Annotated in this window: 23 protein-coding genes; 8 read left to right on the top strand and 15 right to left on the bottom strand. The window is 69.2% G+C overall.

All coding sequences use genetic code 11. From position 1 onward, the window contains the following. Positions 1-337 precede the first annotated feature (337 nt). Together BST28156_RS12970 and BST28156_RS12965 are read left to right on the top strand one after the other, a co-directional pair. Positions 338-979, top strand: a complete 642-nt coding sequence (locus BST28156_RS12970; protein ID WP_059478898.1) for a TetR family transcriptional regulator — start codon at positions 338-340, stop codon at positions 977-979. 158 nt (positions 980-1,137) lie between these two features. After that, positions 1,138-2,139 (top strand): helix-turn-helix domain-containing protein, encoded by a 1,002-nt coding sequence (locus BST28156_RS12965; protein WP_174902364.1) that lies wholly within the window; start codon positions 1,138-1,140, stop codon positions 2,137-2,139. A gap of 48 nt (positions 2,140-2,187) precedes the next feature. Here BST28156_RS12965 and BST28156_RS12960 read toward each other — a convergent pair whose 3' ends face one another. From BST28156_RS12960 to BST28156_RS12935, 6 genes are all read right to left on the bottom strand, one after another. Then, positions 2,188-2,895, bottom strand: coding sequence for an SRPBCC family protein (locus BST28156_RS12960; protein WP_059513431.1), 708 nt, complete (start codon positions 2,893-2,895; stop codon positions 2,188-2,190). Positions 2,896-2,914: 19 nt separating this feature from the next. Beyond that, positions 2,915-3,274: a DUF427 domain-containing protein gene (locus BST28156_RS12955; RefSeq protein WP_009688207.1), complete on the bottom strand. Its 360-nt coding sequence runs from the start codon at positions 3,272-3,274 to the stop codon at positions 2,915-2,917. 134 nt (positions 3,275-3,408) lie between these two features. Beyond that, positions 3,409-3,846, bottom strand: a complete 438-nt coding sequence (locus BST28156_RS12950; RefSeq protein ID WP_009687940.1) for a carboxypeptidase regulatory-like domain-containing protein — start codon at positions 3,844-3,846, stop codon at positions 3,409-3,411. A gap of 107 nt (positions 3,847-3,953) precedes the next feature. Continuing rightward, positions 3,954-5,438: a DegQ family serine endoprotease gene (locus BST28156_RS12945; RefSeq protein WP_060246965.1), complete on the bottom strand. Its 1,485-nt coding sequence runs from the start codon at positions 5,436-5,438 to the stop codon at positions 3,954-3,956. 110 nt (positions 5,439-5,548) lie between these two features. After that, positions 5,549-6,895, bottom strand: coding sequence for an ATP-binding protein (locus tag BST28156_RS12940; RefSeq protein ID WP_174902363.1), 1,347 nt, complete (start codon positions 6,893-6,895; stop codon positions 5,549-5,551). Positions 6,896-6,898: 3 nt separating this feature from the next. After that, on the bottom strand, positions 6,899-7,561 hold the full coding sequence (locus tag BST28156_RS12935; protein WP_009691805.1) for a response regulator: 663 nt from the start codon (positions 7,559-7,561) through the stop codon (positions 6,899-6,901). A 197-nt stretch (positions 7,562-7,758) separates the two neighbouring features. Here BST28156_RS12935 and dacB point away from each other — a divergent pair, with 197 nt between their 5' ends. The 3 genes from dacB (at position 7,759) to BST28156_RS12920 (ending at position 11,778) form a co-directional block, all read left to right on the top strand. Further along, on the top strand, positions 7,759-9,300 hold the full coding sequence (gene dacB, locus BST28156_RS12930) for a D-alanyl-D-alanine carboxypeptidase/D-alanyl-D-alanine endopeptidase (protein ID WP_174902362.1): 1,542 nt from the start codon (positions 7,759-7,761) through the stop codon (positions 9,298-9,300). Positions 9,301-9,633: 333 nt separating this feature from the next. Continuing rightward, entirely contained in the window at positions 9,634-10,548 is a 915-nt protein-coding gene (locus BST28156_RS12925) for a sterol desaturase family protein (protein WP_174902361.1), read from the top strand. A 93-nt stretch (positions 10,549-10,641) separates the two neighbouring features. Next, the gene (locus BST28156_RS12920) at positions 10,642-11,778 is read left to right on the top strand and encodes an SGNH/GDSL hydrolase family protein (protein WP_174902360.1); all 1,137 of its coding nucleotides are present in this window, start codon (positions 10,642-10,644) and stop codon (positions 11,776-11,778) included. A gap of 108 nt (positions 11,779-11,886) precedes the next feature. Here BST28156_RS12920 and BST28156_RS12915 read toward each other — a convergent pair whose 3' ends face one another. From BST28156_RS12915 to pyk, 6 genes are all read right to left on the bottom strand, one after another. Next, positions 11,887-12,915, bottom strand: coding sequence for an L-threonylcarbamoyladenylate synthase (locus BST28156_RS12915; RefSeq protein WP_060246976.1), 1,029 nt, complete (start codon positions 12,913-12,915; stop codon positions 11,887-11,889). A 14-nt stretch (positions 12,916-12,929) separates the two neighbouring features. After that, positions 12,930-14,126, bottom strand: a complete 1,197-nt coding sequence (locus BST28156_RS12910) for a 5-(carboxyamino)imidazole ribonucleotide synthase (protein WP_174902359.1) — start codon at positions 14,124-14,126, stop codon at positions 12,930-12,932. 90 nt (positions 14,127-14,216) lie between these two features. Next, positions 14,217-14,738 carry a 5-(carboxyamino)imidazole ribonucleotide mutase gene (gene purE, locus BST28156_RS12905; RefSeq protein ID WP_009687789.1) on the bottom strand — a complete coding sequence of 174 codons (522 nt, stop codon included), beginning with the start codon at positions 14,736-14,738 and terminating at the stop codon, positions 14,217-14,219. Positions 14,739-14,753: 15 nt separating this feature from the next. Next, complete coding sequence (locus tag BST28156_RS12900; RefSeq protein WP_040128084.1) at positions 14,754-15,644, bottom strand: phosphoribosylaminoimidazolesuccinocarboxamide synthase; 891 nt, start codon at positions 15,642-15,644, stop codon at positions 14,754-14,756. A gap of 224 nt (positions 15,645-15,868) precedes the next feature. After that, positions 15,869-16,933: a class II fructose-bisphosphate aldolase gene (gene fba / locus BST28156_RS12895; RefSeq protein ID WP_060246980.1), complete on the bottom strand. Its 1,065-nt coding sequence runs from the start codon at positions 16,931-16,933 to the stop codon at positions 15,869-15,871. Between the two features lie 296 nt (positions 16,934-17,229). Further along, complete coding sequence (gene pyk, locus BST28156_RS12890; protein WP_009687785.1) at positions 17,230-18,666, bottom strand: pyruvate kinase; 1,437 nt, start codon at positions 18,664-18,666, stop codon at positions 17,230-17,232. Between pyk and BST28156_RS34990 the strand changes: the two genes are divergently transcribed. Next, positions 18,665-18,793: a hypothetical protein gene (locus BST28156_RS34990; RefSeq protein ID WP_257786278.1), complete on the top strand. Its 129-nt coding sequence runs from the start codon at positions 18,665-18,667 to the stop codon at positions 18,791-18,793. The two genes, pyk and BST28156_RS34990, sit on opposite strands and share 2 nt — an antisense overlap. Before the next feature lie 157 nt (positions 18,794-18,950). On the opposite strand, the gene BST28156_RS12885 is transcribed toward BST28156_RS34990, so the two are convergent. The 3 genes from BST28156_RS12885 to BST28156_RS12875 all read right to left on the bottom strand — a co-directional run bounded on the left by BST28156_RS12885 (position 18,951) and on the right by BST28156_RS12875 (position 21,503). Further along, entirely contained in the window at positions 18,951-20,147 is a 1,197-nt protein-coding gene (locus tag BST28156_RS12885; RefSeq protein ID WP_174902358.1) for a phosphoglycerate kinase, read from the bottom strand. Between the two features lie 280 nt (positions 20,148-20,427). After that, positions 20,428-20,751, bottom strand: a complete 324-nt coding sequence (locus tag BST28156_RS12880; RefSeq protein WP_174902357.1) for an AzlD domain-containing protein — start codon at positions 20,749-20,751, stop codon at positions 20,428-20,430. Further along, positions 20,748-21,503, bottom strand: a complete 756-nt coding sequence (locus BST28156_RS12875) for an AzlC family ABC transporter permease (protein WP_060246988.1) — start codon at positions 21,501-21,503, stop codon at positions 20,748-20,750. The genes BST28156_RS12880 and BST28156_RS12875 overlap by 4 nt, the downstream gene beginning before the upstream one ends. A gap of 195 nt (positions 21,504-21,698) precedes the next feature. On the opposite strand from BST28156_RS12875, the gene BST28156_RS12870 reads away from it, so the two are divergent. After that, positions 21,699-22,622 carry a branched-chain amino acid transaminase gene (locus BST28156_RS12870; RefSeq protein WP_174902356.1) on the top strand — a complete coding sequence of 308 codons (924 nt, stop codon included), beginning with the start codon at positions 21,699-21,701 and terminating at the stop codon, positions 22,620-22,622. A 50-nt stretch (positions 22,623-22,672) separates the two neighbouring features. After that, a complete protein-coding gene (locus tag BST28156_RS12865) occupies positions 22,673-22,867 on the top strand; it encodes a zinc-finger domain-containing protein (protein ID WP_006749970.1) in 195 nt (64 codons plus the stop codon). The last annotated feature ends 104 nt before the right edge of the window (positions 22,868-22,971 follow it).

Below are 22,971 nucleotides of genomic sequence, written 5' to 3'. Positions count from 1 at the left end.
ATGCGCCTCGCGGCGCAGATCGAACACCTGAATTACTGGACTGCTGGATACAGCAAGCGGCACGAAACCTCCGTGCCGACAAGTGCCGCGAACTTGCGAACTGCTACTTTGGCGGGAATCAGCAGAGTGGGATATTAACTGATTGCCACTTGGGTCATTCGATCGTAGGGTGGTATTGTATATACATTCACGAATGTATGTAAAAAGACCGTCCGCGCCGTGCCAACCGCGAAGTCTTACGAATTATTACCAGTCGCAAGCATAGCCGGTCTATGCGCGCGCGACGAGGGGTCCCGGCCCCTGTTTATCACTCATCGATTCACATTCAGGCCTGCACATGGTCAGACGCACCAAGGAGGAGGCACTCGAGACGCGCAACCGCATTCTCGACGCAGCCGAACACGTGTTCTTCGAGAAGGGCGTGTCGCACACGTCGCTCGCGGACATCGCACAGCACGCCGGCGTCACGCGCGGCGCGATCTACTGGCATTTCGCGAACAAGAGCGACCTGTTCGATGCGATGTTCGACCGCGTGCTGCTGCCGCTCGACGAGCTGAAGACGATGCCGATCGACGCGCCGGGCGGCAATCCGCTCGACAAGGTCCGCAAGATCCTGATCTGGTGCCTGCTCGGCGTGCAGCGCGACTCGCAGCTGCGGCGCGTGTTCAGCATCCTGTTCATGAAATGCGAGTACGTCGCCGACATGGAGCCGCTGTTGCTGCGCAACCGCGCGGGCATGAGCGAAGCGCTGCACGCGATCGACGCCGATCTCGCCGCGGCCGTACGGCTCAGGCTGCTGCCCGACCGGCTCGACACCTGGCGTGCGACGCTGATGCTGCACGCGCTGATCAGCGGCTTCGTGCGCGACATGCTGATGCTGCCCGACGAAATCGACGCGGAGCGGCACGCGGAAAAGCTGGTCGACAGCTGCTTCGACATGCTGCGCCTCAGCCCGGCCATGCTGAAGGAAGGCGACTGAGCGTCCGGCCGCCGGCCGCTCTCCGCCGCGCGCGGCGCGCCCGGCGATTGGCCGCGCGGCCGACGATCCGGCCCGCGCCGGACCGGTCCGCCCTCCCGGGTCATGGCCCGACTTCCATTCTTCGCTAGAATCGGGCCATCCCCTTCCCGGAGCCCGTCATGGCCGCCGTTTCACCGGTTTCGCCGCCCGCCCCGACCATCGTCGCCGTGATCGCGTACGACGGCATCAGCCCGTTCCACCTGTCGGTTCCGTCGGTCGTGTTCGGCAAGGAGCGCGACGCGGCCGACACGCCCGTCTTCGAGTTCCGCGTGTGCTCGGCCGAGCGCGGCCCGCTCGCGACGACGGGCGGCTTCACGATCGTCGCGCCGTACACGCTCGACGGGCTGCTCGATGCGGACATCGTGATCGTGCCGAGCTGGCGCGACGAGGCGGAAACGCCGCCCGAGGTGCTGCTCGACGCGGTTCGCGCGGCCGCCGCACGCGGCGCGCAACTGGTCGGCCTGTGCCTCGGCGCGTACGTGCTGGCCGCGGCCGGGCTGCTCGACGGCCGACCGGCCACGACGCACTGGGCGTGGGCCGACGATTTCGCACAGCGTTTTCCGCGCGTGAAGCTCGATCCCGACGTGCTGTACGTCGACGACGGCAAGCTGACGACGTCGGCCGGCACGGCCGCGGGGCTCGACTGCTGCCTGCACGTCGTGCGGCGCCGCTTCGGCTCGGAGGCCGCGAACCGGATCGCGCGCCGCCTCGTGATCCCGCCGCACCGCCAGGGCGGACAGGCGCAGTACGTGCCGCAGCCGGTCGCCGCGCACCCGCGCGACACGCGGCTGGCGGGGCTGCTCGACTGGGTGCGCGCGCATCTCGACGCCGCGCACAGCGTCGATTCGCTCGCCGCGCGCGTGCTGATGAGCCGGCGCACGTTCACGCGCCACTTCCGGCAGGCGACCGGCACGACCGTCACCGCATGGCTGCAGGCCGAACGGCTCGCGCGTGCGCAGCATCTGCTGGAAACCACCGGACAGTCGATCGACGCGATCGCGCAGGCGGCCGGCTACGGATCGAGCGTGTCGCTGCGCCAGCATTTCGCCGGCGCGCTCGGCACGTCGCCATCCGCCTATCGAAGGGAGTTTCGCGGCGCCGGACCCGACGCGCCACGGTAAAGGCCGCTGCACCGGCAGCCCGGAGACATGCAGCCGGCGGCCGTTTGCTCAGCCGCCGTTGAACCAGCGCGCCGCGTAGAGCAGCAGCGCGACGAACACGATCATCGCCGCCCACGCCCAGACCGGCACCGTACCCGGTTCGCGATGATGCAGCGCACTGGCCGCACGGCCGCCCAGCGCGCCGCCGAGGTGCGGCGACGGCGAACGCCTGGTCGCGGCCGTCAGCGCCGCGGGCCGCAGAAACACATGCTGGCGCCGTGGCGCGGCCGAGCGCGCGCGATTCGGCGCGAGACCATGCTTCGCCTGCACGACCGCGCAGAATTCGCGGAAGAAATCGTCGGTCCACTCGCGCAGCGCGTTCTCGATCTGCCGGGCCGGCAGCTCGGCGAGCGGACCGCTGGCGGTGGCCCACACCACGTAGTCGATGCGCGTCGCGTCCGCGTCGCCGTCCGGCCGCAGCACCAGTTCGACCTGGCCGCGCAGCACGCCGAGGCCGTCGGCGCGCGCCTTGAAATTCAGCACGCGGCGCGGCTGCCCCTCCGCATCGCCCTGCTCGCCCGCGACATGCACGCGCACGTCGTAGCGCGCGCGCAGCGGGCCGAGCGGCACCGTGATCGTCAACGCGAATTCGCCGTCCGCGAGCTTCGCGAACGACTCGCAATGGTCGAAGCTCGCCCGCAGCAGCGCGAGGTCGTCGAACGCGTCCCGCACGACGGCCGGCGCCAGCGAGACGCTCAACGTGTCGTTCAGCTCCATGATGCCTCCCCGATCCGCGTCAGGACGTCTCGACGAGACTGTCGACCCGCGCGGCATCGAAAGCGACGTAGCGCGCGAGCGCCAGCGCGGCCGCCTCCGGTTCCTCGTAACTCCATGCGGCGTTCTCGATCACGCCGTCTTCCGTCTGCAAGTCGAAATGGACAGCGGTGCCCTTCAGCGGGCAGGCCGTCGTCATGCTCGACTTCACGAGCCTGCGCATGTTGACGTCGCCGCGCGGCAGATAGTGGACGTCCGGCAGCCCCGCTTCGCGCACGGTCAGGGCGCCCTGCGAATCGGCGTACGTGATGCCGCGATGGATCACGCGCACGCGATGGCGGTTCGGCACGATCTCGAGGCGGGCGTCGGTTGCGTCGGACATCGTTTCTCCTTCGGGCGGCCCGGCACGCGAGCCGGGCGCAGGAAACGAAAAAGCCACGGCGCGAACGCCGTGGCTTTCATTATGGGCGAAACTTCGTCCGATTGCGCGGCCCGGCCGGGGCCGCGCACGGCAGGCTACTGCGCGCTCCACTGGAATGCGGCTTTCGCGCCGCCCTTTGCGCCGACCGTGACGGCGCGCGATTCGTCGTTGCCCTGATACGACGCATGCACCGTATACCGTCCCGGCGGCAGCTTCACGAGCATGTACGGCCCGCGCGCATCGGTTTTCAGCAGTTCGGCGCCCTTGCCGTCGACGATCCGCACGTGGACGTCGGACAGGAACTCGCCGCCCTTGCCGGTGAAGCGCAGCGCCAGCGGCCAGCTCGCCTCGTTGCGCTGGAACGCCGTCGATTCGTCCAGCCCGACGCCGCCCGACACGAAGCTGACATCGCCCTGCTGGCGCGCGGCGGGCAAGCCGTCCGACTGCGCGTACGCGCCGGTCGCGCCGGCTGCGAGACCGGCGGCCAACGCCGCGGCGACGGCAAATCGGGACACGTTGCGTAGATATTGCATGGCTCTCTCCTTGGGGTCGGAACACATACGGGACGCGCTGCAGCGCATGTCCGAACGACGGCAGCGCCCGCCGCGGACCGCCCGGGGCGGGCCGCGGCGTCGGCCGGTCAGCTCAGGTCGACCGGCACGAAGATCTGGGCATTATCACGCTGGATCAACAGAGCAAGACTGTTGCCTGCGCCCTTGACCGCGTCGCGCAGCTGCTCGGGGCTCGTGACCGGGCGGCCGTTGACCGCGAGGATCACGTCGCCCGGCTGGATGCCGGCGCTCGCGGCCGGGCCGCCGGCCTGCTGCACCATCAGCCCGTGCGACAGGTTGGTTGCGCTGCGCTCCTGCGGCGTCAGCGGCCGCACCGCGACGCCGAGACGGCCCTGTTCGACCGGCCCGCCGTCGTTCGACGCGAGCTTCGCGTCGCTCATCGCGCCGAGCGTCACGCTGATCGACTTCTTCGACTTGTCGCGCCAGACCTGCAGCTCGGCCTTCGAGCCCGGCTTCAGGTTCGCGATCTGCGACGGCAGCGTCGTCGAGTCGGCGACCGGCGCGCCGTTGACCGCCAGGATCACGTCCCCCGGCTGCAGGCCGGCCTTCGCGGCCGGACCGTTCGGATCGACCGAGCTGACCAGCGCGCCGTCCGGCTTCGACAGCCCGAACGAGCTCGCGAGCGTCTGGTTCAGCCCTTGCACCGCGACGCCGAGGCGGCCGCGGCTCACGTGGCCGGTCTTCACGAGCTCGTCCTTGACCTTGATCGCCTCGTTGATCGGGATCGCGAACGACAGGCCCTGGAAGCCGCCCGTCTGCGAGTAGATCATCGAGTTGATGCCGATCACCTCGCCCTGCAGGTTGAACAGCGGGCCGCCCGAGTTGCCGGGGTTGACCGGCACGTCGGTCTGGATGAACGGCGTGTAGTTCTCGTCAGGCAGCGCGCGCGACTTCGCGCTGATGATGCCCGAGGTGACCGTGTTGTCGAAGCCGTACGGCGAACCGATCGCGACGACCCACTGGCCGACCTTGCTCTGGCCCGGGTCGCCGATCTTCACGGTCGGCAGGCCGCTCGCATCGATCTTCAGTACCGCGACGTCGGACTGCTTGTCCGAGCCGACCACCTTCGCCTTGTATTCGCGCTTGTCGGTCAGCTTGACCGTGACGACGTTCGCGCCGTCGATCACGTGCGCATTGGTGAGGATGTACCCGTCGGAGCTGACGATGAAGCCCGAGCCGAGGCTCGCGCTCGGCTGGTCGTCCGGCTGCGCGTCGCCGCCCATGCCCGGCACCTGGCCGTAGAAGTGCTTGAAGAACTGGTAGAACGGGTCGCTCGGATCCATCGGCAGCTGCGGCTGCGGCACGCGCCGCGCCACCTGCTTCACCACGTGCTTCGCGCTGATGTTCACGACCGCCGGGCCGTAGGTTTCGACCAGCCCGGAGAAATCGGGAATGCCGGTTTTCGCGGCCGCTTCGGCCGGCATCAGCGCGGCGGCCTGCGCCGGCGTGATGATCTGCGGATCGGCACGGCGGGTGCCGGCCACATAGCCGGCGGACAGGGCGGCCGCCACGGCGACCGCGACGGCGCCGCGCGCAAGGAATCGGGTGTTCATCGGTGGACCTCCTCTTTTGTTAGCTCGAAGCGTAACGACACTGACTTAAAGGAGGCTTAATCAGCCTTAAGCGGCGCTTAAGCGGCCGCGCCGGCCCGCCCGGCGCTTCGTCAGACGGATTCGGACTGCCGCGGCGCCTCGGCCGGCATCTCGGCGTCGCGGAACACGACGCTCACCAGCAGGCCGCCGGCGGCCGCATCGCCGAGCGACACCGTCGCGCCCTGCTGCGCGGCGACGCGCTTGACGATCGCGAGCCCGAGCCCGCTGCCCGACACGTCGGTGCGCGCCCGCGCGGAGCTGTCGCGATAGAAACGGTCGAACACGCGCTCGCGCTCGTCGGCCGGAATGCCCGGCCCGCTGTCGCCGATCTGCACGCATGCGCGGCCGGCCGCGTCGCGCGTCAGCGACACGTCGATGCGGCCGCCGTCCGGCGTGTACTTCACCGCGTTGTCGAGCAGGTTGCCGAACATCACGCGCAGCGCGCCGATATCGGCGACGACGCTCGCCGCGCGCGTTTCCTCGAAGCCGAGGTCGATGTCGCGCCGCTGCGCGAGCGGCGCATGCGCGGCCACGCATTCGGCCAGCAGCGCCTGCAGGTCGACCGTCTCGCGCATCGCGCCGGCGTCCGGTTCGGCGCGCGCGAGCGCGAGCAGCTGCTCGGCGAGGCGCGTCGCGCGCGTGACGCCGTCCTGCAAATCGGCGACCGCCTCGCGACGCGACGCGTCGTCCTTCGCGCGCGCCACGAGCTGCGCCTGAATCTGCACGGCCGCGAGCGGCGTGCGCAGTTCGTGCGCGGCATCGGCAACGAACGCCTTCTGCGTGTCGAGCGCGGCCGCCAGCCGGGCCAGCAGCCCGTTCAGCGCACGCACCAGCGGCTGCACCTCGAGCGGCAGGCGCGCGTCGGGCAGCGGATCGAGCGCCTCGGGCCGGCGCGTCTCGACCGCGCGCGTCACGCGGCCGAGCGGCTCGAGCCCGCGCCCGACGATCACCCACACGGCCGCGCCGAGGAACGGCAGCAGCACGATCAGCGGCCATAGCGTGCGCAGCGCGACGTTCGCCGCGAGCCGGTTGCGCACCGACAGCGGCTGCGCGAGCTGCACGACGTTGTCGCCGACGATCGCGCCGTACACGCGCCACTCGCCGCGATCGGTGCGTTCGGTCGAGAAGCCGAGCTCGGCGCGCGGCGCGATCGGCGCGCGCGGATGCGAGAAGTACATCAGCACGCCGTTGCGGTTCCAGATCTGGATCACGATGCCCTCGTCGCCGTTGGTGCGCGAGCCGAACACCTGCGAGAACGGCTCGGACGGCAGCGCCGCGGCGATTTCCTGCAGCTGGTAGTCGAACAGCTCGTTCGCCTCGGCGAGCGCCTGCCGGTAGATCAGCCAGCCCGCGAGGCCCACGCCCGCGACGACGATCGCAAGCAGCCAGATCAGCAATTGATGACGAATCGACCTCACGCGTCAGCTTTCCTTGACCACCATGTAGCCGAGCCCGCGCACGTTGCGGATCAGGTCGGAGCCGAGCTTCTTGCGCAACGCGTGGATGTAGACCTCGACCGTGTTGCTGCCGATTTCCTCGCCCCAGCCATACATCTTCTCCTCGAGCTGGCTCTTCGACAGCACCGCGCCGGGCCGCGCGAGCAGCGCCTCGAGCAGCGCGAACTCGCGCGCGGACAGCGCGACCGGCGCGCCGTCGAGCGTCACCTGGTGCGACGCGGGGTCGAGCGTCAGCGCGCCGTGGCGGATCAGCGACTCGCTGCGGCCCGCCTGGCGGCGGATCAGCGCGCGCATCCGCGCGCCCAGTTCGTCGAGGTCGAACGGCTTGACGAGATAGTCGTCGGCGCCCGCGTCGAGCCCCTTCACGCGATCGGCGATCGCGTCGCGCGCGGTGACGATCAGCACCGGCAGCGACAGCCCGCGCGCGCGCAGCGTGCGCAGCACGTCGATGCCGTCGCGCTTGGGCAGGCCGAGATCGAGCAGCAACAGGTCGTAGGTTTCGCCGCCGAGCGCCGTGAGCGCCGCGTCGCCGTCCTGCACCCAGTCGACCGCGAAGCCGTCCGAGCGCAGCGCCTTGCGCACGCCCTCGGCGATCATCCGGTCGTCTTCGACTAGCAGAATCCGCATCGGAATCGAAGTCCATGGGACGAGTGAAACATGCCGACCATTGTAGCGCCGCGAATCGCGTGCGCGGCACGCGAAGATGCGTGCATGCAATGCAACGGAAAGGCGGATTGCAAGGGACTTGTCCGCACTTGTCTCTACAATGTGCGCTCCGGCGCCGACGCGCGTCGCCCGAGCCCCCGCTTTTCCCGTATTCGTCCATGCCGATTTCCGCCCGCTCCGTCCTCCCCGCCCGACTGGCTCCCCGCGCCCGCGTCTGCCTGCGCGCGGCCGCCGTCCTCGCCACCTGCACGGCCCTCGCATTCGCGCCCGCCGCGCAGGCCCGCAAGAAAGCCCACAAGGAGGCGCGCCGCGCGCCGGTCGTGTCGTCGGCCGCGCGCGCGGCCGGCCTGCCGGCGTCGGTGCTGGTCGCGCTGCAGCGCGCGAAGGTGCCGGCATCGGCGATGAGCGTCGTGGTCGAGCGCGTCGGCGACCCGACGCCGCTGATCGCGTGGAACGCGAACCGGCCGATGCTGCCCGCGTCGACGATGAAGCTCGTCACGACCTTCTCGGGCCTGTCGATCCTCGGCCCCGACTTCCGCTGGCGCACGACCGCGTATGCGGACGGCCCGATCGACCCCGACGGCACGCTGCAGGGCAACCTGTACATCAAGGGCACCGGCGATCCGAAGCTCGTGCCCGAGGAACTGATCGACCTCGTCGACAAGCTGCGCAAGGCGGGCGTCAAGCGCGTGGCGGGCGGCCTCGTGCTCGACAAGAGCTATTTCGCGGCATCGACGCGCGACCTGCCGTCGTTCGACGACGACGCGAGCGCGCCGTACAACGTCGGCCCCGATCCGCTGCTGTACGCGTTCAAGGCCGTATCGTTCACGGTGACGCCGGGCGACGACGGCAAGGTGGCCATCGACGTGCTGCCGCCGCTCGCGAACCTGTCGATCGACAATCAGCTGTACGAAGGCAACGGCTCGTGCGGTGCGGCCGCCGCGGCCGCGCGGCCGACGCTGACGGCCGGCGACGGGATGATGACCGCGTCGTTCGCGGGCGACTATCCGGTGCGCTGCGGCGCGCACACGACCAACCTCGCGATCCTCGATCACACGACCTTCTTCGCGCGCGGCTTCCTCGCGCTGTGGCAGCAGGACGGCGGCACGATCGCCGGGCCCGTCAGCGAAGGCAAGGTGCCGACCAGCGCGCGGCCGCTCGCCGTACATCACAGTCCCGTGCTCGGCAGCATCGTGTACGACATCAACAAGTTCAGCAACAACGTGATGGCGCGCAACCTGTTCCTGACGATCGGCGCGGTCGCCGGCAAGCCGCCCGCGACGCCCGAGCAGTCGAGCCGCGCGATCCGTGCGTTCCTGCAGAAGAGCGGCATCGCGATGCCCGATCTCGTGCTCGAGAACGGCTCGGGCCTGTCGCGCGAAGAGCACGTGAGCGCGGAATCGCTCGCCGCGCTGCTGCAGGCCGCGAACGCGAGCCCGGTCGCGCAGGCGTTCATCGATTCGCTGCCGATCGCCGGCATCGACGGCACGATGAAGAACCGGCTGACCAACGCGGGCGTGCTCGGCAACGCGCACATCAAGACCGGCACGCTGCGCGACGTGCGCGCGATCGCGGGCTATGTCGCGGGCGCCGACGGGCAGAGCTACATCGTCGTCAGCTTCATCAACGACGATCATGCGGAAGCCGCGCGCGCCGCGCACGATACGCTGCTCGAATGGATCTACGCGGGCGCGCACTGACGCGCGGCGATGCGGCAGCGCCGGCGCGGCATCGCGCGGCGCAAGCCGCCCGCCGCCGTGTCGCCGACACGCGCGAATGCGCCTGCGCGGTTTGAAACGGCCGTCGCCCGGGCTCACAGCACGCGGCGCGCAAGCCGCCTCCCACAAAACAGGGCCGCACCGCCCGGCCCCGTGCCGCGCGGCTTCCGTAGAAACCCTGTCCTCAGAGGGAACCCTCTACGCTGCCCTCTCGCCTAGCGCGCGTCGATTGCGTAGGCTGTTGGCCTGACCGATATCTACAACGGGCCGTACGCCCGGCCTCACGGCTTGCAGGGGAAAGGAGGAGACACGCCCATGCGATTCGACGTCGAATTGCTTCTGCTCGCGCTGGCGCCCGTCTTCCTGCTCTGCATCGGCTGGGAAGCCTGGCACCTCGCCCGCACGCGTCCGCAGGACCACGTCTATGCATGGCGCGACACGCTGTGCAATGCGGCGCTCGCGCTGATGCACCAGGGCGCCGACAAGCTCGCGTGGCTGTTCGTGATCCCCGTCTATGGGTACTGCTACGAACACTACCGGCTGTTCACGTGGCAGGACGGCTGGCTGTCGTTCGCCGTACTGTTCGTCGGCCAGGACTTCCTCTACTACGTGTTCCATCGCGCGAGCCATCGCGTGCGCTGGCTGTGGGCCGCGCACGTCGTGCACCACTCGTCCGAGCGGATGAACTTCTCGACCGCGTTCCGCCAGAGCCTGATGTACCCCGTCGCGGGGATGTGGGCGTTCTGGCTGCCGCTCGCGTTCCTCGGCTTTCCGCCGCAGCAGATCGTCGGCATCGTGCTGATCAACCTCGCGTTCCAGTTCTTCGTGCATACGCAGGCGATCGGCCGGCTCGGCTGGCTCGAATACGTGCTCAACACGCCGTCGATCCACCGTGCGCATCATGCGCGCAACCCGCGCTACATCGACCGCAACTACGCGGGCGTGCTCGTGATCTGGGATCGCCTGTTCGGCAGCTACGTCGACGAGTCCGCCGAGGATCCGCCGCAGTACGGGATCGTCGAGCGGCTCGACTCGAACAACCCGCTCGTCGCGACTTTCCACGAGTGGCGGTCGATGGCGGCCGACGCATGGCGCGTCGACGGATGGCGCAACAAGCTGCGCGCGATTTTCGGCCCGCCCGAATGGGCCAGCGCTTATCATGCGCAGATCGCCGGGGCCGGTAACCACGACCCGCGCACCGCGCCGCTCGCGGCCGTGCGCGACCAATAAACCGTTTCAGCCAACGGCCGCCGCGCAGCCCGGCCCCGAGCAGGCACGCGGCAGATGCGACACATCAGGCCATATCTACGAGGAGATCGATCGATGCAGACACAACAACACCACTCGCCCCGCACCCGGCAGCGCCTACTGCGCACCGCGCAAGTCGCCATCGCCGGCGCGGCGCTCGCGCTGCTCGCCGCCTGCGGCGGCGGCGACGACAACAACAGCAGCGCGTCGAACACGCCGCCTTCCGGCGTGAAGATGCAGATCGTATCGTTCGGCGACAGCCTGTCCGACGTCGGCACCTACTCGCAGATCAAGCTCGGCTTCGGCGGCGGCCGCTTCACGACGAACCCCGGCCAGGTATGGACGCAGGACGTCGCGCAGTACTACGGCGATACGCTGCAGCCGGCCAACCAGGGCGGCTTCGGCATCCCGCTGCAGGCGACCGGCGGCCTCGGCTACGCACAGGGCGGCTCGCGCGTGACGCTGCAGCCGGGCATCGGCCACGCGGACGCGAGCGTGCCGAACGCCGACTACGCGCAGGCGACCACCACGCCGATCGCCGACCAGGTCAAGCAATACCTGTCGCAGCACGGCGGCTTCAACGCCGGCCAGATCGTGCTGATCAACGGCGGCGCGAACGACATCTTCTACCAGGCGCAAGTCGCGCAGGCGCAGGGCAACACGCCGGCGGCCCAGCTCGCGGCTGCGCAGGCGATCGGCCTGGCCGCGCAGCAGCTCGCGGGGCTCGTCCAGCAGATCGTCGCGGCGGGCGCGGCGCACGTGTTCGTGTCGAACGTGCCGGACATCGGCGGCACGCCGCTCGCGCTGGAGGGCGGCACGCAGGCCGCGTTTACGCAACTGTCGGGGCTGTTCAACCAGACGCTTGCCGGCACGCTGGCCGCGCTGAAGGTCGACACGACCAAGTACGTGCTGCTCGACACCTTCACGTGGCAGGACGGCATCGCGGCCAACTACCAGGCGAACGGCTTCAGCGTGTCGAACACCGATACCGCGTGCAACCTGAAGGCGATGGTCGCGGCCGCGACCCAGTACGGCGTGGCGAATGCGAGCGCGTTCGGCTCGTCGCTGTTCTGCTCGCCGCAGACCTACACGACCGCGAACGCGGACCAGACCTACATGTTCGCCGACACGGTCCACCCGACCACGCACCTGCACGCGCTGTTCGCGCAGTTCGTCGAGTCGAAGATCGCGGCATCGGGCGTCGGCAAGTAAGCCGCCGGCCATACGCGCCAATGAAAACGCCCGACCGGTCAGGTCGGGCGTTTTTCGTTTCGGGGCGAGCCGACGCGGCAACCGGACCGCCGCGTCGGCATCATGCGTTCATTCGGTCGCTTCGAACGCCGCCGCCGCACGACCGAGCCGGTCGTTGACCGCGATCCATTCGACGGTCTCGGGCAGCTTCTCGACGAGGATGCGCGCGACCTGCGCGCGGTCGAGCGTGCGCAGCATCCCGTACAGGTCGCGCGCATAGGCCTGCGGATCTTCCGGCGCCGCGACGAAATGCACGCCGTCGGCCTGCGCCCAGCGGCCCGCGCGCGATGCGCGCGCGACCAGCGCGACGCGCTCGCCATCGGCCTGAGCAACTGCGAGCAGCGTTTCGAGCGCGTCGAACGGCAGCAGCGCGAGCGGCGTGCGCGGCGCGTAGTGCGCCTTCAGCGTGCCCGACGCGCGCGGCGCAGTCGCGTCGCTGCCGTCCGGCAGCCGCGGCGCACGGCCGAGCACGTCGGCGATCTGCTGCGGCGTCACGTGACCGGGCCGCAGCAGCGCCGGAAAGCCGCGCGACAAGTCGACGATCGTCGACTCGATACCGACTTCCGACGCGCCGCCGTCGAGCACGTGCACCGTGTCGCCGAATTCGTCGCGCACATGCTGCGCAGTGGTCGGGCTCACATGGCCGAAGCGGTTCGCGGACGGTGCGGCGACGCCGCCGTGGCCGCCGCGCCGTGCACTGAATGCGGCCAGCAGCGCCTGCGCGACCGGATGCGACGGACAGCGCAGCCCGACCGAGTCCTGCCCGCCGCTCACCGCATCCGGAATGCGCGGATGGCGCTTCAGGATCAGCGTCAGCGGGCCCGGCCAGAATGCGTCGATCAGCTTCTGCGCGTCGGCCGGCAGTGCGTCGACCCAGTAGCCCGGATCGCCGCCGGGCGGCAGATGCACGATCACCGGATGGTTCGCGGGGCGCCCCTTCGCCGCATAGATGCGTGCGACGGCCTCGGGATTCGCCGCATCGCCGCCGAGCCCGTAGACGGTTTCGGTCGGGAACGCGACGAGCTGCCCCGCGTCGAGCAGCGCGGCGGCCGCGTCGATCTGCGCGGGCGTCACGGCGTTCGGGAGATCGTTGGACATCGGCAGTCCCGGTATCAGTCGAGCGGCACGCGCAGCAGCTGCGCGCACGCGGTGGCCGCGGCGACGGCCTCGTCGCGCGTCTCGGCCGTGAAGTTCACGTGACCCATCTTGCGGCCGACGCGCGCTTCTTCCTTGCCGTACAGGTGCAGGTGCGCGGCCGGCATCGCGGCAACCGTGTCCCACGGCGGCGTGACGGCCTCGGCCGACTCACCGCCCGGGAACCACACGTCGCCGAGGATGTTCAGCATCGCGGCCGGCGAATGCTGGCGCGGGTTGCCGAGCGGCATGCGCGTCATCGCGCGCACCTGCTGCTCGAACTGGCTCGTCGCGCACGCATCGACCGTGTAGTGGCCGGAGTTGTGCGGACGCGGCGCCATCTCGTTCGCGACGAACGAGCCGTCTTCGAGCACGAAGAATTCGACGCACAGCACGCCGACATAGCCGAGCGTATCGGCGATCCGCACGGCCGCCCGCTGCGCTTCCTCGACGCGCGCGGCGTCGGCGGCCGGCGCCGGCACGACCGTCAGCGCGAGAATGCCGTTGTGGTGCACGTTCTGCGCGAGCGGGAACGCGGCCGAGCGGCCGTCCGCGCCGCGCGCGATCAGCGCCGACACTTCGTATTTCAGCGGCAGGCGCTTTTCGAGCACGCACGGCACGCCGCCGAGCGACGCGTGCGCGTCGCGCACTTGCTGCGCGCTCGCCACGCGCACCTGGCCCTTGCCGTCGTAGCCGAGGCGCGCCGTCTTCAGGATCCCCGGCAGCACCGCGTCGAGCGCGGCATCGTCGAGCGCGGCAAGCGCCGCCGCCGATTCGATCACGACGTGCGGCGCGACCGGCACGCCCGACGCCTCGATGAAGCGCTTCTCCGCGATCCGGTCCTGCGCGACCGCGACGCAGCGGCCGGCCGGCGCGACGAAGGTCGTGCGCGCGAGGAAATCGAGGCTCGCGGCCGGCACGTTCTCGAACTCGGTCGACACGGCGTCGCACAGTTCGGCCAGTTCGGCCAGCGCGGCTTCGTCGTCGTACGCGGCGCGCAGGTGGCGATCGGCGACCGCGCCGGCGGGGCTGGCCGGATCGGGATCGAGCACGGCGACGCGATAGCCCATCGACTGGGCGGCAAAGCAGAACATGCGGCCGAGCTGGCCGCCGCCGACCATGCCCAGCCACGCGCCGGGCAGGATCGGGGAAACGGAATCAGGAGTTGCGGTCATGTCAGTGGTCGAGCGCGGCGGGGAGCGGGAAACCCCGCCGCAGTGGGGAACGCCGGCGCCGGCCGCAACGCGCGGCCGGGCGCCGTCCCGTCATTCGAGCGGCGGCAGCACCATCGCGTGCGCGGCTTCGTTCTGGCGCACGCGGAATGCGGCGAGGCGGTTCGCGTAGTCGGCCGAGGTGCCGGACAGGATCGACACCGCGAACAATGCGGCATTCGCAGCGCCGGCCTCGCCGATCGCGAACGTCGCGACCGGCACGCCCTTCGGCATCTGCACGATCGAGTGCAGCGAATCCACGCCCTTCAGGTACTTGCTGGCGACCGGCACGCCGAGCACGGGCACCGTGGTCTTCGCGGCGAGCATGCCGGGCAGGTGCGCGGCACCGCCGGCGCCCGCGATGATCGCGCGCAGCCCGCGCTCGCGCGCCTTCTCCGCATAGTCGAACATCTCGTCGGGCATCCGGTGCGCGGATACGACCTTCGCTTCGTACGGCACGCCGAATTCCTGCAGGATGGCGACCGCATGCTTCATCACGTCCCAGTCGGAACTCGAACCCATCAGCACGCCGACCAGCGGCGCACCGTGCGTGTGGGCGGTCTGGACTTCACTCATTTCCGTGTCCCTTGCTTACGCGAGCGGCTGGCCGGTGATGCGCTCGAGCGCTTCCTGGTACTTCGCGGCCGTCTTCTCGACGACGTCGGCCGGCAGCGCCGGCGCCGGCGCGGTCTTGCCCCACGGCTGCGCCTCGAGCCAGTCGCGCACGAACTGCTTGTCGAACGACGGCGGGTTCGTGCCGACCTGATACTGGTCGGCCGGCCAGAAGCGCGACGAATCGGCGGTCAGCACTTCGTCCATCAGGTACAGCTTGCCGTGGTTGTCGAGGCCGAACTCGAACTTGGTGTCGGCGATGATGATGCCGCGCGTCGCCGCGTAGTCGGCCGCTTCCTTGTACAGCTTGATCGAGATGTCGCGGATCGTCGCGGCCAGCTCGGTGCCGATGCGGCGCTCGGTTTCCTCGAACGTGATGTTCTCGTCGTGCTCGCCCATCTCGGCCTTCGCGGCCGGCGTGAAGATCGGCTCGGGCAGCTTCTGCGCGTTCTGCAGGCCTTCGGGCAGCTTCACGCCGCACACCGAGCCGCTCGCCTGGTATTCCTTCCAGCCGCTGCCGGCCAGGTAGCCGCGCACGACCGCTTCGATCATGATCGGCTCGAGGCGCTTGACGACCACGCCGCGGCCCTTGACCTGCTCGACCTCGTCGGCCGCGACGACCGCTTCCGGCGCGTCGCCCGTCAGGTGGTTCGGCACGATGTGCGCGAGCTTGTCGAACCAGAAGTTCGCCATCTGGTTCAGCACGCGGCCCTTGTTCGGAATCGGCTCGCCCATGATCACGTCGAATGCCGACAGGCGGTCGGTCGTGACGATCAGGAGCTTGTCGTTGCCGACCGCGTAATTGTCGCGGACCTTGCCGCGACCGAGGAGCGGCAGCGAGCGGAGCGTGGATTCGTAGAGGGTAGACATCGTCTTTTCGCAGATAAGAAGCCAAACAAAAAGGGAAACGCCGTTCCCCGCGGCAGGCGGGAACGGCGGCCTTGCGATACGTCGGCGAACCGGCCGGGCGGCGACGCCCGGCGGGTTGCCGGCCGGCCCTCGTGCTGGCCGGACGGGGCGGCCGCCCGCGGCCGGATCATACCCGGCCGGGCGGCCCTGCCTTTGCCTTGCGGCGCGGCAATCGTACTACAGTCTCAGCGCACGACCTGCGCGAGCGCGCCGGACTTGTACTGCTCGGCGATCTTGTCGAGCGCAACCGGCTTGATCTTGGCGGCCTGGCCTTCGCAGCCGAACGCGAGGTAGCGGTCGACGCAAACCTTCTTCGCCGCTTCGCGCGCGGGCTTCAGGTAGTCGCGCGGATCGAACTTGCCCGGGTTCTCGAACATGTAGCGGCGGATCGCGCCGGTGATCGCCAGACGCAGGTCGGTGTCGATGTTGATCTTGCGCACGCCGTGCTTGATGCCTTCCTGGATTTCCTCGACCGGCACGCCGTAGGTTTCCTTCATGTCGCCGCCGAATTCGCGGATCTCGGCCAGCAGTTCCTGCGGCACCGACGACGAACCGTGCATCACGAGGTGCGTGTTCGGAATGCGCGCGTGGATTTCCTTGATGCGCTGGATCGACAGGATGTCGCCGGTCGGCTTCTTGGTGAACTTGTACGCGCCGTGCGACGTACCGATCGCGATCGCGAGCGCGTCGCACTGCGTGAGCTTCACGAAGTCGGCGGCCTGCTCCGGATCGGTCAGCAGCTGCTCGCGCGTCATCGTGCCTTCCGCGCCGTGGCCGTCTTCCTTGTCGCCCTTCATCGTCTCGAGCGAGCCGAGCACGCCGAGTTCGGCCTCGACCGTCACGCCGATCGAGTGCGCCATCTCGACGACCTTGCGCGACACGTCGACGTTGTATTCGTACGAGGCGACCGTCTTGCCGTCGGCTTCCAGCGAACCGTCCATCATCACGCTCGTGAAGCCGCTGCGGATCGCGGCCATGCAGACCGCCGGCGACTGGCCGTGATCCTGGTGCATCACGACCGGGATGTGCGGATACGACTCGACCGCCGCTTCGATCAGGTGGCGCAGGAACGGCTCGCCCGCATACTTCCGCGCGCCGGCCGATGCCTGCATGATCACGGGCGCGCCGACCTGGTCCGCCGCCGCCATGATCGCCTGGACCTGCTCCAGGTTGTTCACGTTGAAGGCCGGCAAGCCGTAACCGTGCTCTGCCGCGTGGTCCAGCAATTGACGCATTGATACGAGAGGCATTGTGGAACTCCTTGGAATGAAAACCGGTGCGCCCTGACGCCGGCGCGGCTCGGCCCGGCAAATTCGGGCGGGCGGCGCGGCTGAGCGTCGAATAGCCGCATTTTATCGCGAAGCGCCCCGGAATCCGACCGCCCGGCGGCGCTCGCTCGCAATTTGTTACGTTCGCACGGCACAATCCGGGCAAAAAGAAGAAAAAAAGCCGCGCGGGGCGTCGCACCCCGCGCGGCTTTCGTCGAAAAACGGTGCCCGATCGAGTCGGGCCGACGCTCCGGGCCGGGCAAATGCCCGGCCGGCGCTCAATAGTGCTCGCCGACGCGCACGATCTTCAGCGTGTTGGTGCCGCCCGCCTGCCCCATCGGCTCGCCGACCGTCAGCACGACCATGTCGCCGTGCTGCACGTAGCCCTGCTTGACGACGATCTCGAGCGCCGCCTGCAGCGCCGAGTCGCGGTCGCTGTTGAAGTCGACGTGCAGCGGCGTCACGTTGCGGTACAGCGCCATCGTGCGCTCGCTGCCGACGCGCGGCGTCAGCGCGAAGATCGGCACGTGCGTGTAGTGGCGCGACATCCACAGCGCGGTCGCGCCCGATTCGGTCAGCGCGACGATCGCCTTCGCGCCGAGGTGGTACGCGGTAAACAGCGCGCCCATCGCGATCGACTGGTCGATCCGCGTGAACGTACGGTCGAGGAAATCCTTGTCCAGCTCGACCTGCTCCGATTTTTCCGCCTCGACGCACACGGCCGCCATCGTCTCGATCGTGACGACCGGGTACTTGCCGGCGGCCGTCTCGGCCGACAGCATCACCGCGTCGGTGCCGTCGAGCACCGCGTTCGCGACGTCCGACACTTCCGCGCGGGTCGGCACCGGCGCGTGGATCATCGATTCCATCATCTGCGTCGCGGTGATCACGAGCTTGTTCGATTCGCGCGCCATCCGGATCATCCGCTTCTGCAGCGCCGGCACGGCCGCGTTGCCGACTTCCACCGCGAGGTCGCCGCGCGCGACCATGATGCCGTCGGACGCGTCCAGGATGCTTTGCAGCGCCGGAATCGCTTCCGCGCGCTCGATCTTCGCGATCATCTTCGGCTTGATGCCGTACGGCGCGCCCGCGATGTTCGCGAGCTGGCGCGCCATTTCCATGTCGGTCGCGTTCTTCGGGAACGACACCGCGACCAGATCCGCGCCGAGCGACATCGCAGTGCGGATGTCCTCCATGTCCTTCGCGGTCAGCGCGGGCGCCGACAGCCCGCCGCCCTGGCGGTTGATGCCCTTGTTGTTCGACAGCTCGCCGCCGACCTTGACGATCGTGTGGATCTCGTCGCCGAGCACGCGCTCGACGGTCAGCACGATCAGGCCGTCGTTCAGCAGCAGCAGGTCGCCCGGCTTCAGGTCGCGCGGCAGTTCCTTGTAGTCGAGGCCGACGCGATCGTCGTTGCCCAGCTCGCAGCCCGCGTCGAGGATGAACGGCTGGCCCGGCGTCAGCGTGGTCTTGCCGTTCTCGAACTTGCCGACGCGAATCTTCGGCCCCTGGAGGTCGGCCATGATCGCGATCTCGCGGCCGACCTTGCGGGCGGCCTCGCGCACCATCTCGGCGCGCTGGCGGTGATCATCGGCCGTGCCGTGAGAAAAATTGAGACGCACGACGTCGAGGCCCGCCTGCATCATCTGCAGCAGAATCTCCGGCGAACTGGAAGCCGGGCCGATCGTGGCGACTATCTTGGTGGCGCGCTGCATGAAACTCCTCATCTGGATCAAGGTGGGTGCGCTGGGTGAAACGCTGCGAGAGCCGGACGCGGCAGGCCCAGCGGCGGCCGCTCCGGGGGGCGTGCCGGTGCTTGCGCCCGGCATCGCTTTGTTCTGAATCTCGTGGTGTGGCACGGCCGCGTCGCCGGCAGCCGCCGGTGCGCGCGGGGCGGTGTTCGCCCGCGCGGGTGCGCGTTTGCGCTTGCCCGCGCCGGCCGCCGGCTCCGCTTTCGCGGAGCGCGCGGCCTTCGTCACCCCTGCGCGCGCCGCCACGCTCAGGCCGCCCGCGTTTCCAGCACTTCCACCGCCGGCAGCTTCTTCCCCTCGAGGAACTCGAGGAAGGCGCCGCCGCCCGTCGAGATGTAGCTGACCTGGTCGTGGATGCCGTACTTCGCAATGGCCGCCAGCGTGTCGCCGCCGCCCGCGATCGAGAACGCGGACGACTTGGCGATCGCCTCGGCGAGCGTCTTCGTGCCGTTGCCGAACTGGTCGAACTCGAACACGCCGACCGGACCGTTCCACACGATCGTGCCGGCCTTCTCGAGCTGGCTCGCGAGCGCCTTCGCGGTGTCGGGGCCGATGTCGAGAATCATGTCGTCGGCTTCGATGTCGGCGACCTGCTTCACCGTGGCCGCGGCCGTCGGCGAGAATTCCTTCGCGGTGACCACGTCGGTCGGGATCGGCACCGACGCGCCGCGCTTGCGCGCTTCGTCGATGATCGCCTTCGCCTCGGCGACGAGATCGGCTTCCGCGAGCGACTTGCCGATCGACAGGCCGGCCGCGAGCATGAACGTGTTCGCGATGCCGCCGCCGACGATCAGTTGGTCGACCTTCTCGGCCAGCGACTTCAGGATCGTCAGCTTGGTCGACACCTTCGAGCCTGCGACGATCGCCACCAGCGGACGCGCCGGGTTGCCGAGCGCCTTGCCGAGCGCGTCGAGCTCGGCCGCGAGCAGCGGGCCCGCGCACGCGACCGGCGCGTACTTCGCGATCCCGTGGGTGGTCGCTTCCGCGCGGTGCGCGGTGCCGAACGCGTCATTCACGTACACGTCGCAGAGCTTCGCCATCTTCTGCGCGAGCTCGTCCGAGTTCTTCTTCTCGCCCTTGTTCACGCGGCAGTTCTCGAGCAGCACGACCTGGCCCGGCGCGACGTTCACGCCGTTCTCGACCCAGTTCGCAATCAGCGGCACATCGCGGCCGAGCAGTTCCGACAGGCGCTTGGCGACTGGCGCGAGCGAGTCTTCCGGCTTGAACTCGCCTTCGGTCGGACGGCCGAGATGCGACGTGACCATCACGGCCGCGCCGGCATCGAGCGCCGCCTTGATGGCCGGCACGGACGCGCGCACGCGCGTGTCCTCGGTGATGTTGCCGTGATCGTCCTGCGGGACGTTCAGGTCGGCGCGGATGAACACCCGCTTGCCGGCGAGCTGGCCGGCGGCGATCAGGTCGGTAAGACGCTTGACTTGGCTCATGTTGAACAGATTGAAGTAGTGGATGGGGAAAGGGGGTTCACGCTGGACGTGCGCGGGCTGCCGCGAAAGGGCGCCGGATGCGGCCGTGGCTGGCGGTTCGCATGACGCGCACGGGTAAAAAATCTCGAACGGGCATTCTAGCCGATCCACCCGGCACACTGGCTCGTGCCGCGGCGAATTCCGCCTATTTGGGATCCGGCGGGCGAAAACGCTCGTTATTGCATCGCAGCATCACGGACGCGCGGGCGGCCTGCGCACGGCCGGCTCGGCCGCCGGCCCGTCAGATAGCCAGCCGCAACACGGTGAACACGATCATGCCGACGACGATCGTGCCGAGCATGCTGCGCCGCCACATGAACCAGCCGAAGCCGGCGAGCGCCGCATAGAACGGATGGTTGGACAGCGCGAACGACAGCCCGGCCGGCGTTTCGAGCACGTCCGGCAGCACGACGGCGACCAGCGCCGCCGCGGGCGCATAGCGCAGCGCGCGCTGGGCGCGCTCGGGCAGCACCGTGCGCTCGCCGCCGATCAGGAACAGCGCGCGCGTGACGGCCGTGACGAGCGTCATCCCGATGATGACGATCCAGATCTCCACGGCGCTCATTCGATCTCCTTTTCACGCACGGCTTCGGTGCGGATGCGCCGCCAGTCGGCCCGCTCGACGAAGAAATCGGCCGTGCAGCCGGCCGCGAGCGCGGTGAGCACCGCAAGCGGCAGCGCAAGCCGGTACGGCAGGTCGAACGCGACCAGCGACACGATGCCGGCGACCACGACGGCCGCGAGCGTCGAGCGGTTCGCGACCGCCGACACCATGATCGGGATCAGCGCGAGCGTGCCGGCCAGTTCGAGCCCCCAGCTCGCGGGGAAGAAGCTCGCGAGCAGGATCCCGGCCAGCGACGACACCTGCCACGACACCCAGCTCGCGAGCGCCATCCCCCAGAAGTACGCTTCCTTGCCCGGCACGTGGCCGTTCGCGAAGCCCTGCTTCTGGAACAGCAGATAGATCACGTCGCCGTTGAAATAGCCGATCGCGAGGCGCCGCCACAGCGGCAGGTAGGAAAAATGGGGTGCGAGCCCGGCGCTGAAGATCACGAAGCGCGTATTGACCATCGCGGCCGTCAGCAGCACGGTCCAGATCGGCAGCTTCGCGGCGAGCAGCGGCAGCACCGCGAGCTGCGACGAGCCCGCGTAGACGAGCAGCGACATCGCGCTCGCCTGCCCGAGCGTCATCACCGACTGGCTCATCGCGATGCCGGTGACGAGCCCCCACGACAGGATCGCCATCAGCGTCGGGGAATAGTCGCGCGCGCCCTGGATCAGCGCGAAACGGTCGGTGGCGGACAATCGAGCGAGCATCGGAAAGCGGGGCCGCGGCGGGCGGTTCGTCGGGGCCCCGGCGCCTCCTGCCGGCACGGCCCGTCGTTATTGGAATCGGTGCCGGACGATTATAGCGCCGGCCCCGCGCCGACCGACCGGGTTCCCGCCAAATGACGCTAAAATATGCGTCTTTCCGGCTCAACGCTGCACACAACCGCATCCCAGGAGAATCCTATGTCAATGGCCGACCGCGACGGCAAGATCTGGATGGACGGCAAGCTGATCGACTGGCGCGACGCCACGATCCACGTCCTGACCCATACGCTGCACTACGGCATGGGCGTCTTCGAGGGCGTGCGCGCATACCAGACGGCCGACGGCAGCACCGCGATCTTCCGCCTGCACGAGCACACGAAGCGCCTGCTGAACTCCGCGAAGATCTTCCAGATGGACGTGCCGTTCGACCAGGAAACGCTCGAAGCCGCGCAGTGCGCGGTCGTGCGCGAGAACAAGCTCGAGTCGTGCTACCTGCGCCCGATCATCTGGGTCGGCTCGGAAAAGCTCGGCGTGTCGGCCAAGGGCAACACGATCCACGTCGCGATCGCCGCGTGGCCGTGGGGCGCGTACCTCGGCGAGGACGGCCTCGCGAAGGGCATCCGCGTGAAGACCTCGTCGTTCACGCGCCACCACGTGAACGTGTCGATGGTCCGCGCGAAGGCGTCGGGCTGGTACGTGAACTCGATCCTCGCGAACCAGGAAGCGACGGCCGACGGCTACGACGAAGCGCTGCTGCTCGACGTCGACGGCTACGTGTCCGAAGGCTCCGGCGAGAACTTCTTCCTCGTGAACAACGGCAAGGTCTACACGCCCGACCTCGCATCGTGCCTCGACGGCATCACGCGCGACACCGTCATCACGCTCGCGCGCGACGCCGGCATCGAGGTGATCGAGAAGCGCATCACGCGCGACGAGGTCTACACGGCAGACGAAGCGTTCTTCACCGGCACGGCCGCCGAAGTCACGCCGATCCGCGAGCTCGACAATCGCACGATCGGCAGCGGCGCGCGCGGCCCGATCACCGAAAAGCTGCAGTCGGCGTTTTTCGATATCGTGTCGGGCAAGAATGCGAAGTACGCGCACTGGCTGACGAAGGTCTGAGCGCACCGCGCGACCGACCGCCCCACAAAAGAGTGATAAGAGAAAGTCTCATGAGTGAAATCAAGGAAATGCCGTTGGTCGAGCTAACGGCAAAGGACCTTCCCGCCTACTGCCCGAACCCGGCCATGGCGCGCTGGAGCGCGCACCCGCGCGTGTTCATCGACGTGTCGCACGGCGAGGCGCGCTGCCCGTACTGCGGCACGCGCTACAAGCTGCGCGACGGCGAGGTGGTCAAGGGCCACTGAGCCCGTGCGGCCGGGTCCGCCGGCCCGCCCCCCTGAGAGGCGGCGCAGCCGGAAGCCCGGCGTGCCGCCCTTTCCCCATTCTGGCAACCCGAACGCGGCGCCTG

The organism is Burkholderia pseudomultivorans (genome assembly GCF_902499075.1).
Taxonomy (GTDB): domain Bacteria; phylum Pseudomonadota; class Gammaproteobacteria; order Burkholderiales; family Burkholderiaceae; genus Burkholderia; species Burkholderia pseudomultivorans.
This window is presented reverse-complemented; position numbering and strand designations above follow the sequence as displayed.

What these genes read in the sequence shown, in the direction of transcription:
- BST28156_RS12970 (WP_059478898.1), top strand. Translation starts at nt 338, where the DNA reads ATGGTCAGACGCACCAAGGAGGAGGCACTCGAGACGCGCAACCGCATT.
- BST28156_RS12965 (WP_174902364.1), top strand. Translation starts at nt 1,138, where the DNA reads ATGGCCGCCGTTTCACCGGTTTCGCCGCCCGCCCCGACCATCGTCGCC.
- BST28156_RS12960 (WP_059513431.1), bottom strand. Translation starts at nt 2,895, where the DNA reads ATGGAGCTGAACGACACGTTGAGCGTCTCGCTGGCGCCGGCCGTCGTG.
- BST28156_RS12955 (WP_009688207.1), bottom strand. Translation starts at nt 3,274, where the DNA reads ATGTCCGACGCAACCGACGCCCGCCTCGAGATCGTGCCGAACCGCCAT.
- BST28156_RS12950 (WP_009687940.1), bottom strand. Translation starts at nt 3,846, where the DNA reads ATGCAATATCTACGCAACGTGTCCCGATTTGCCGTCGCCGCGGCGTTG.
- BST28156_RS12945 (WP_060246965.1), bottom strand. Translation starts at nt 5,438, where the DNA reads ATGAACACCCGATTCCTTGCGCGCGGCGCCGTCGCGGTCGCCGTGGCG.
- BST28156_RS12935 (WP_009691805.1), bottom strand. Translation starts at nt 7,561, where the DNA reads ATGCGGATTCTGCTAGTCGAAGACGACCGGATGATCGCCGAGGGCGTG.
- dacB (WP_174902362.1), top strand. Translation starts at nt 7,759, where the DNA reads ATGCCGATTTCCGCCCGCTCCGTCCTCCCCGCCCGACTGGCTCCCCGC.
- BST28156_RS12925 (WP_174902361.1), top strand. Translation starts at nt 9,634, where the DNA reads ATGCGATTCGACGTCGAATTGCTTCTGCTCGCGCTGGCGCCCGTCTTC.
- BST28156_RS12920 (WP_174902360.1), top strand. Translation starts at nt 10,642, where the DNA reads ATGCAGACACAACAACACCACTCGCCCCGCACCCGGCAGCGCCTACTG.
- BST28156_RS12915 (WP_060246976.1), bottom strand. Translation starts at nt 12,915, where the DNA reads ATGTCCAACGATCTCCCGAACGCCGTGACGCCCGCGCAGATCGACGCG.
- BST28156_RS12910 (WP_174902359.1), bottom strand. Translation starts at nt 14,126, where the DNA reads ATGACCGCAACTCCTGATTCCGTTTCCCCGATCCTGCCCGGCGCGTGG.
- purE (WP_009687789.1), bottom strand. Translation starts at nt 14,738, where the DNA reads ATGAGTGAAGTCCAGACCGCCCACACGCACGGTGCGCCGCTGGTCGGC.
- BST28156_RS12900 (WP_040128084.1), bottom strand. Translation starts at nt 15,644, where the DNA reads ATGTCTACCCTCTACGAATCCACGCTCCGCTCGCTGCCGCTCCTCGGT.
- fba (WP_060246980.1), bottom strand. Translation starts at nt 16,933, where the DNA reads ATGCCTCTCGTATCAATGCGTCAATTGCTGGACCACGCGGCAGAGCAC.
- BST28156_RS34990 (WP_257786278.1), top strand. Translation starts at nt 18,665, where the DNA reads ATGAAACTCCTCATCTGGATCAAGGTGGGTGCGCTGGGTGAAACGCTG.
- pyk (WP_009687785.1), bottom strand. Translation starts at nt 18,666, where the DNA reads ATGCAGCGCGCCACCAAGATAGTCGCCACGATCGGCCCGGCTTCCAGT.
- BST28156_RS12885 (WP_174902358.1), bottom strand. Translation starts at nt 20,147, where the DNA reads ATGAGCCAAGTCAAGCGTCTTACCGACCTGATCGCCGCCGGCCAGCTC.
- BST28156_RS12880 (WP_174902357.1), bottom strand. Translation starts at nt 20,751, where the DNA reads ATGAGCGCCGTGGAGATCTGGATCGTCATCATCGGGATGACGCTCGTC.
- BST28156_RS12875 (WP_060246988.1), bottom strand. Translation starts at nt 21,503, where the DNA reads ATGCTCGCTCGATTGTCCGCCACCGACCGTTTCGCGCTGATCCAGGGC.
- BST28156_RS12870 (WP_174902356.1), top strand. Translation starts at nt 21,699, where the DNA reads ATGTCAATGGCCGACCGCGACGGCAAGATCTGGATGGACGGCAAGCTG.
- BST28156_RS12865 (WP_006749970.1), top strand. Translation starts at nt 22,673, where the DNA reads ATGAGTGAAATCAAGGAAATGCCGTTGGTCGAGCTAACGGCAAAGGAC.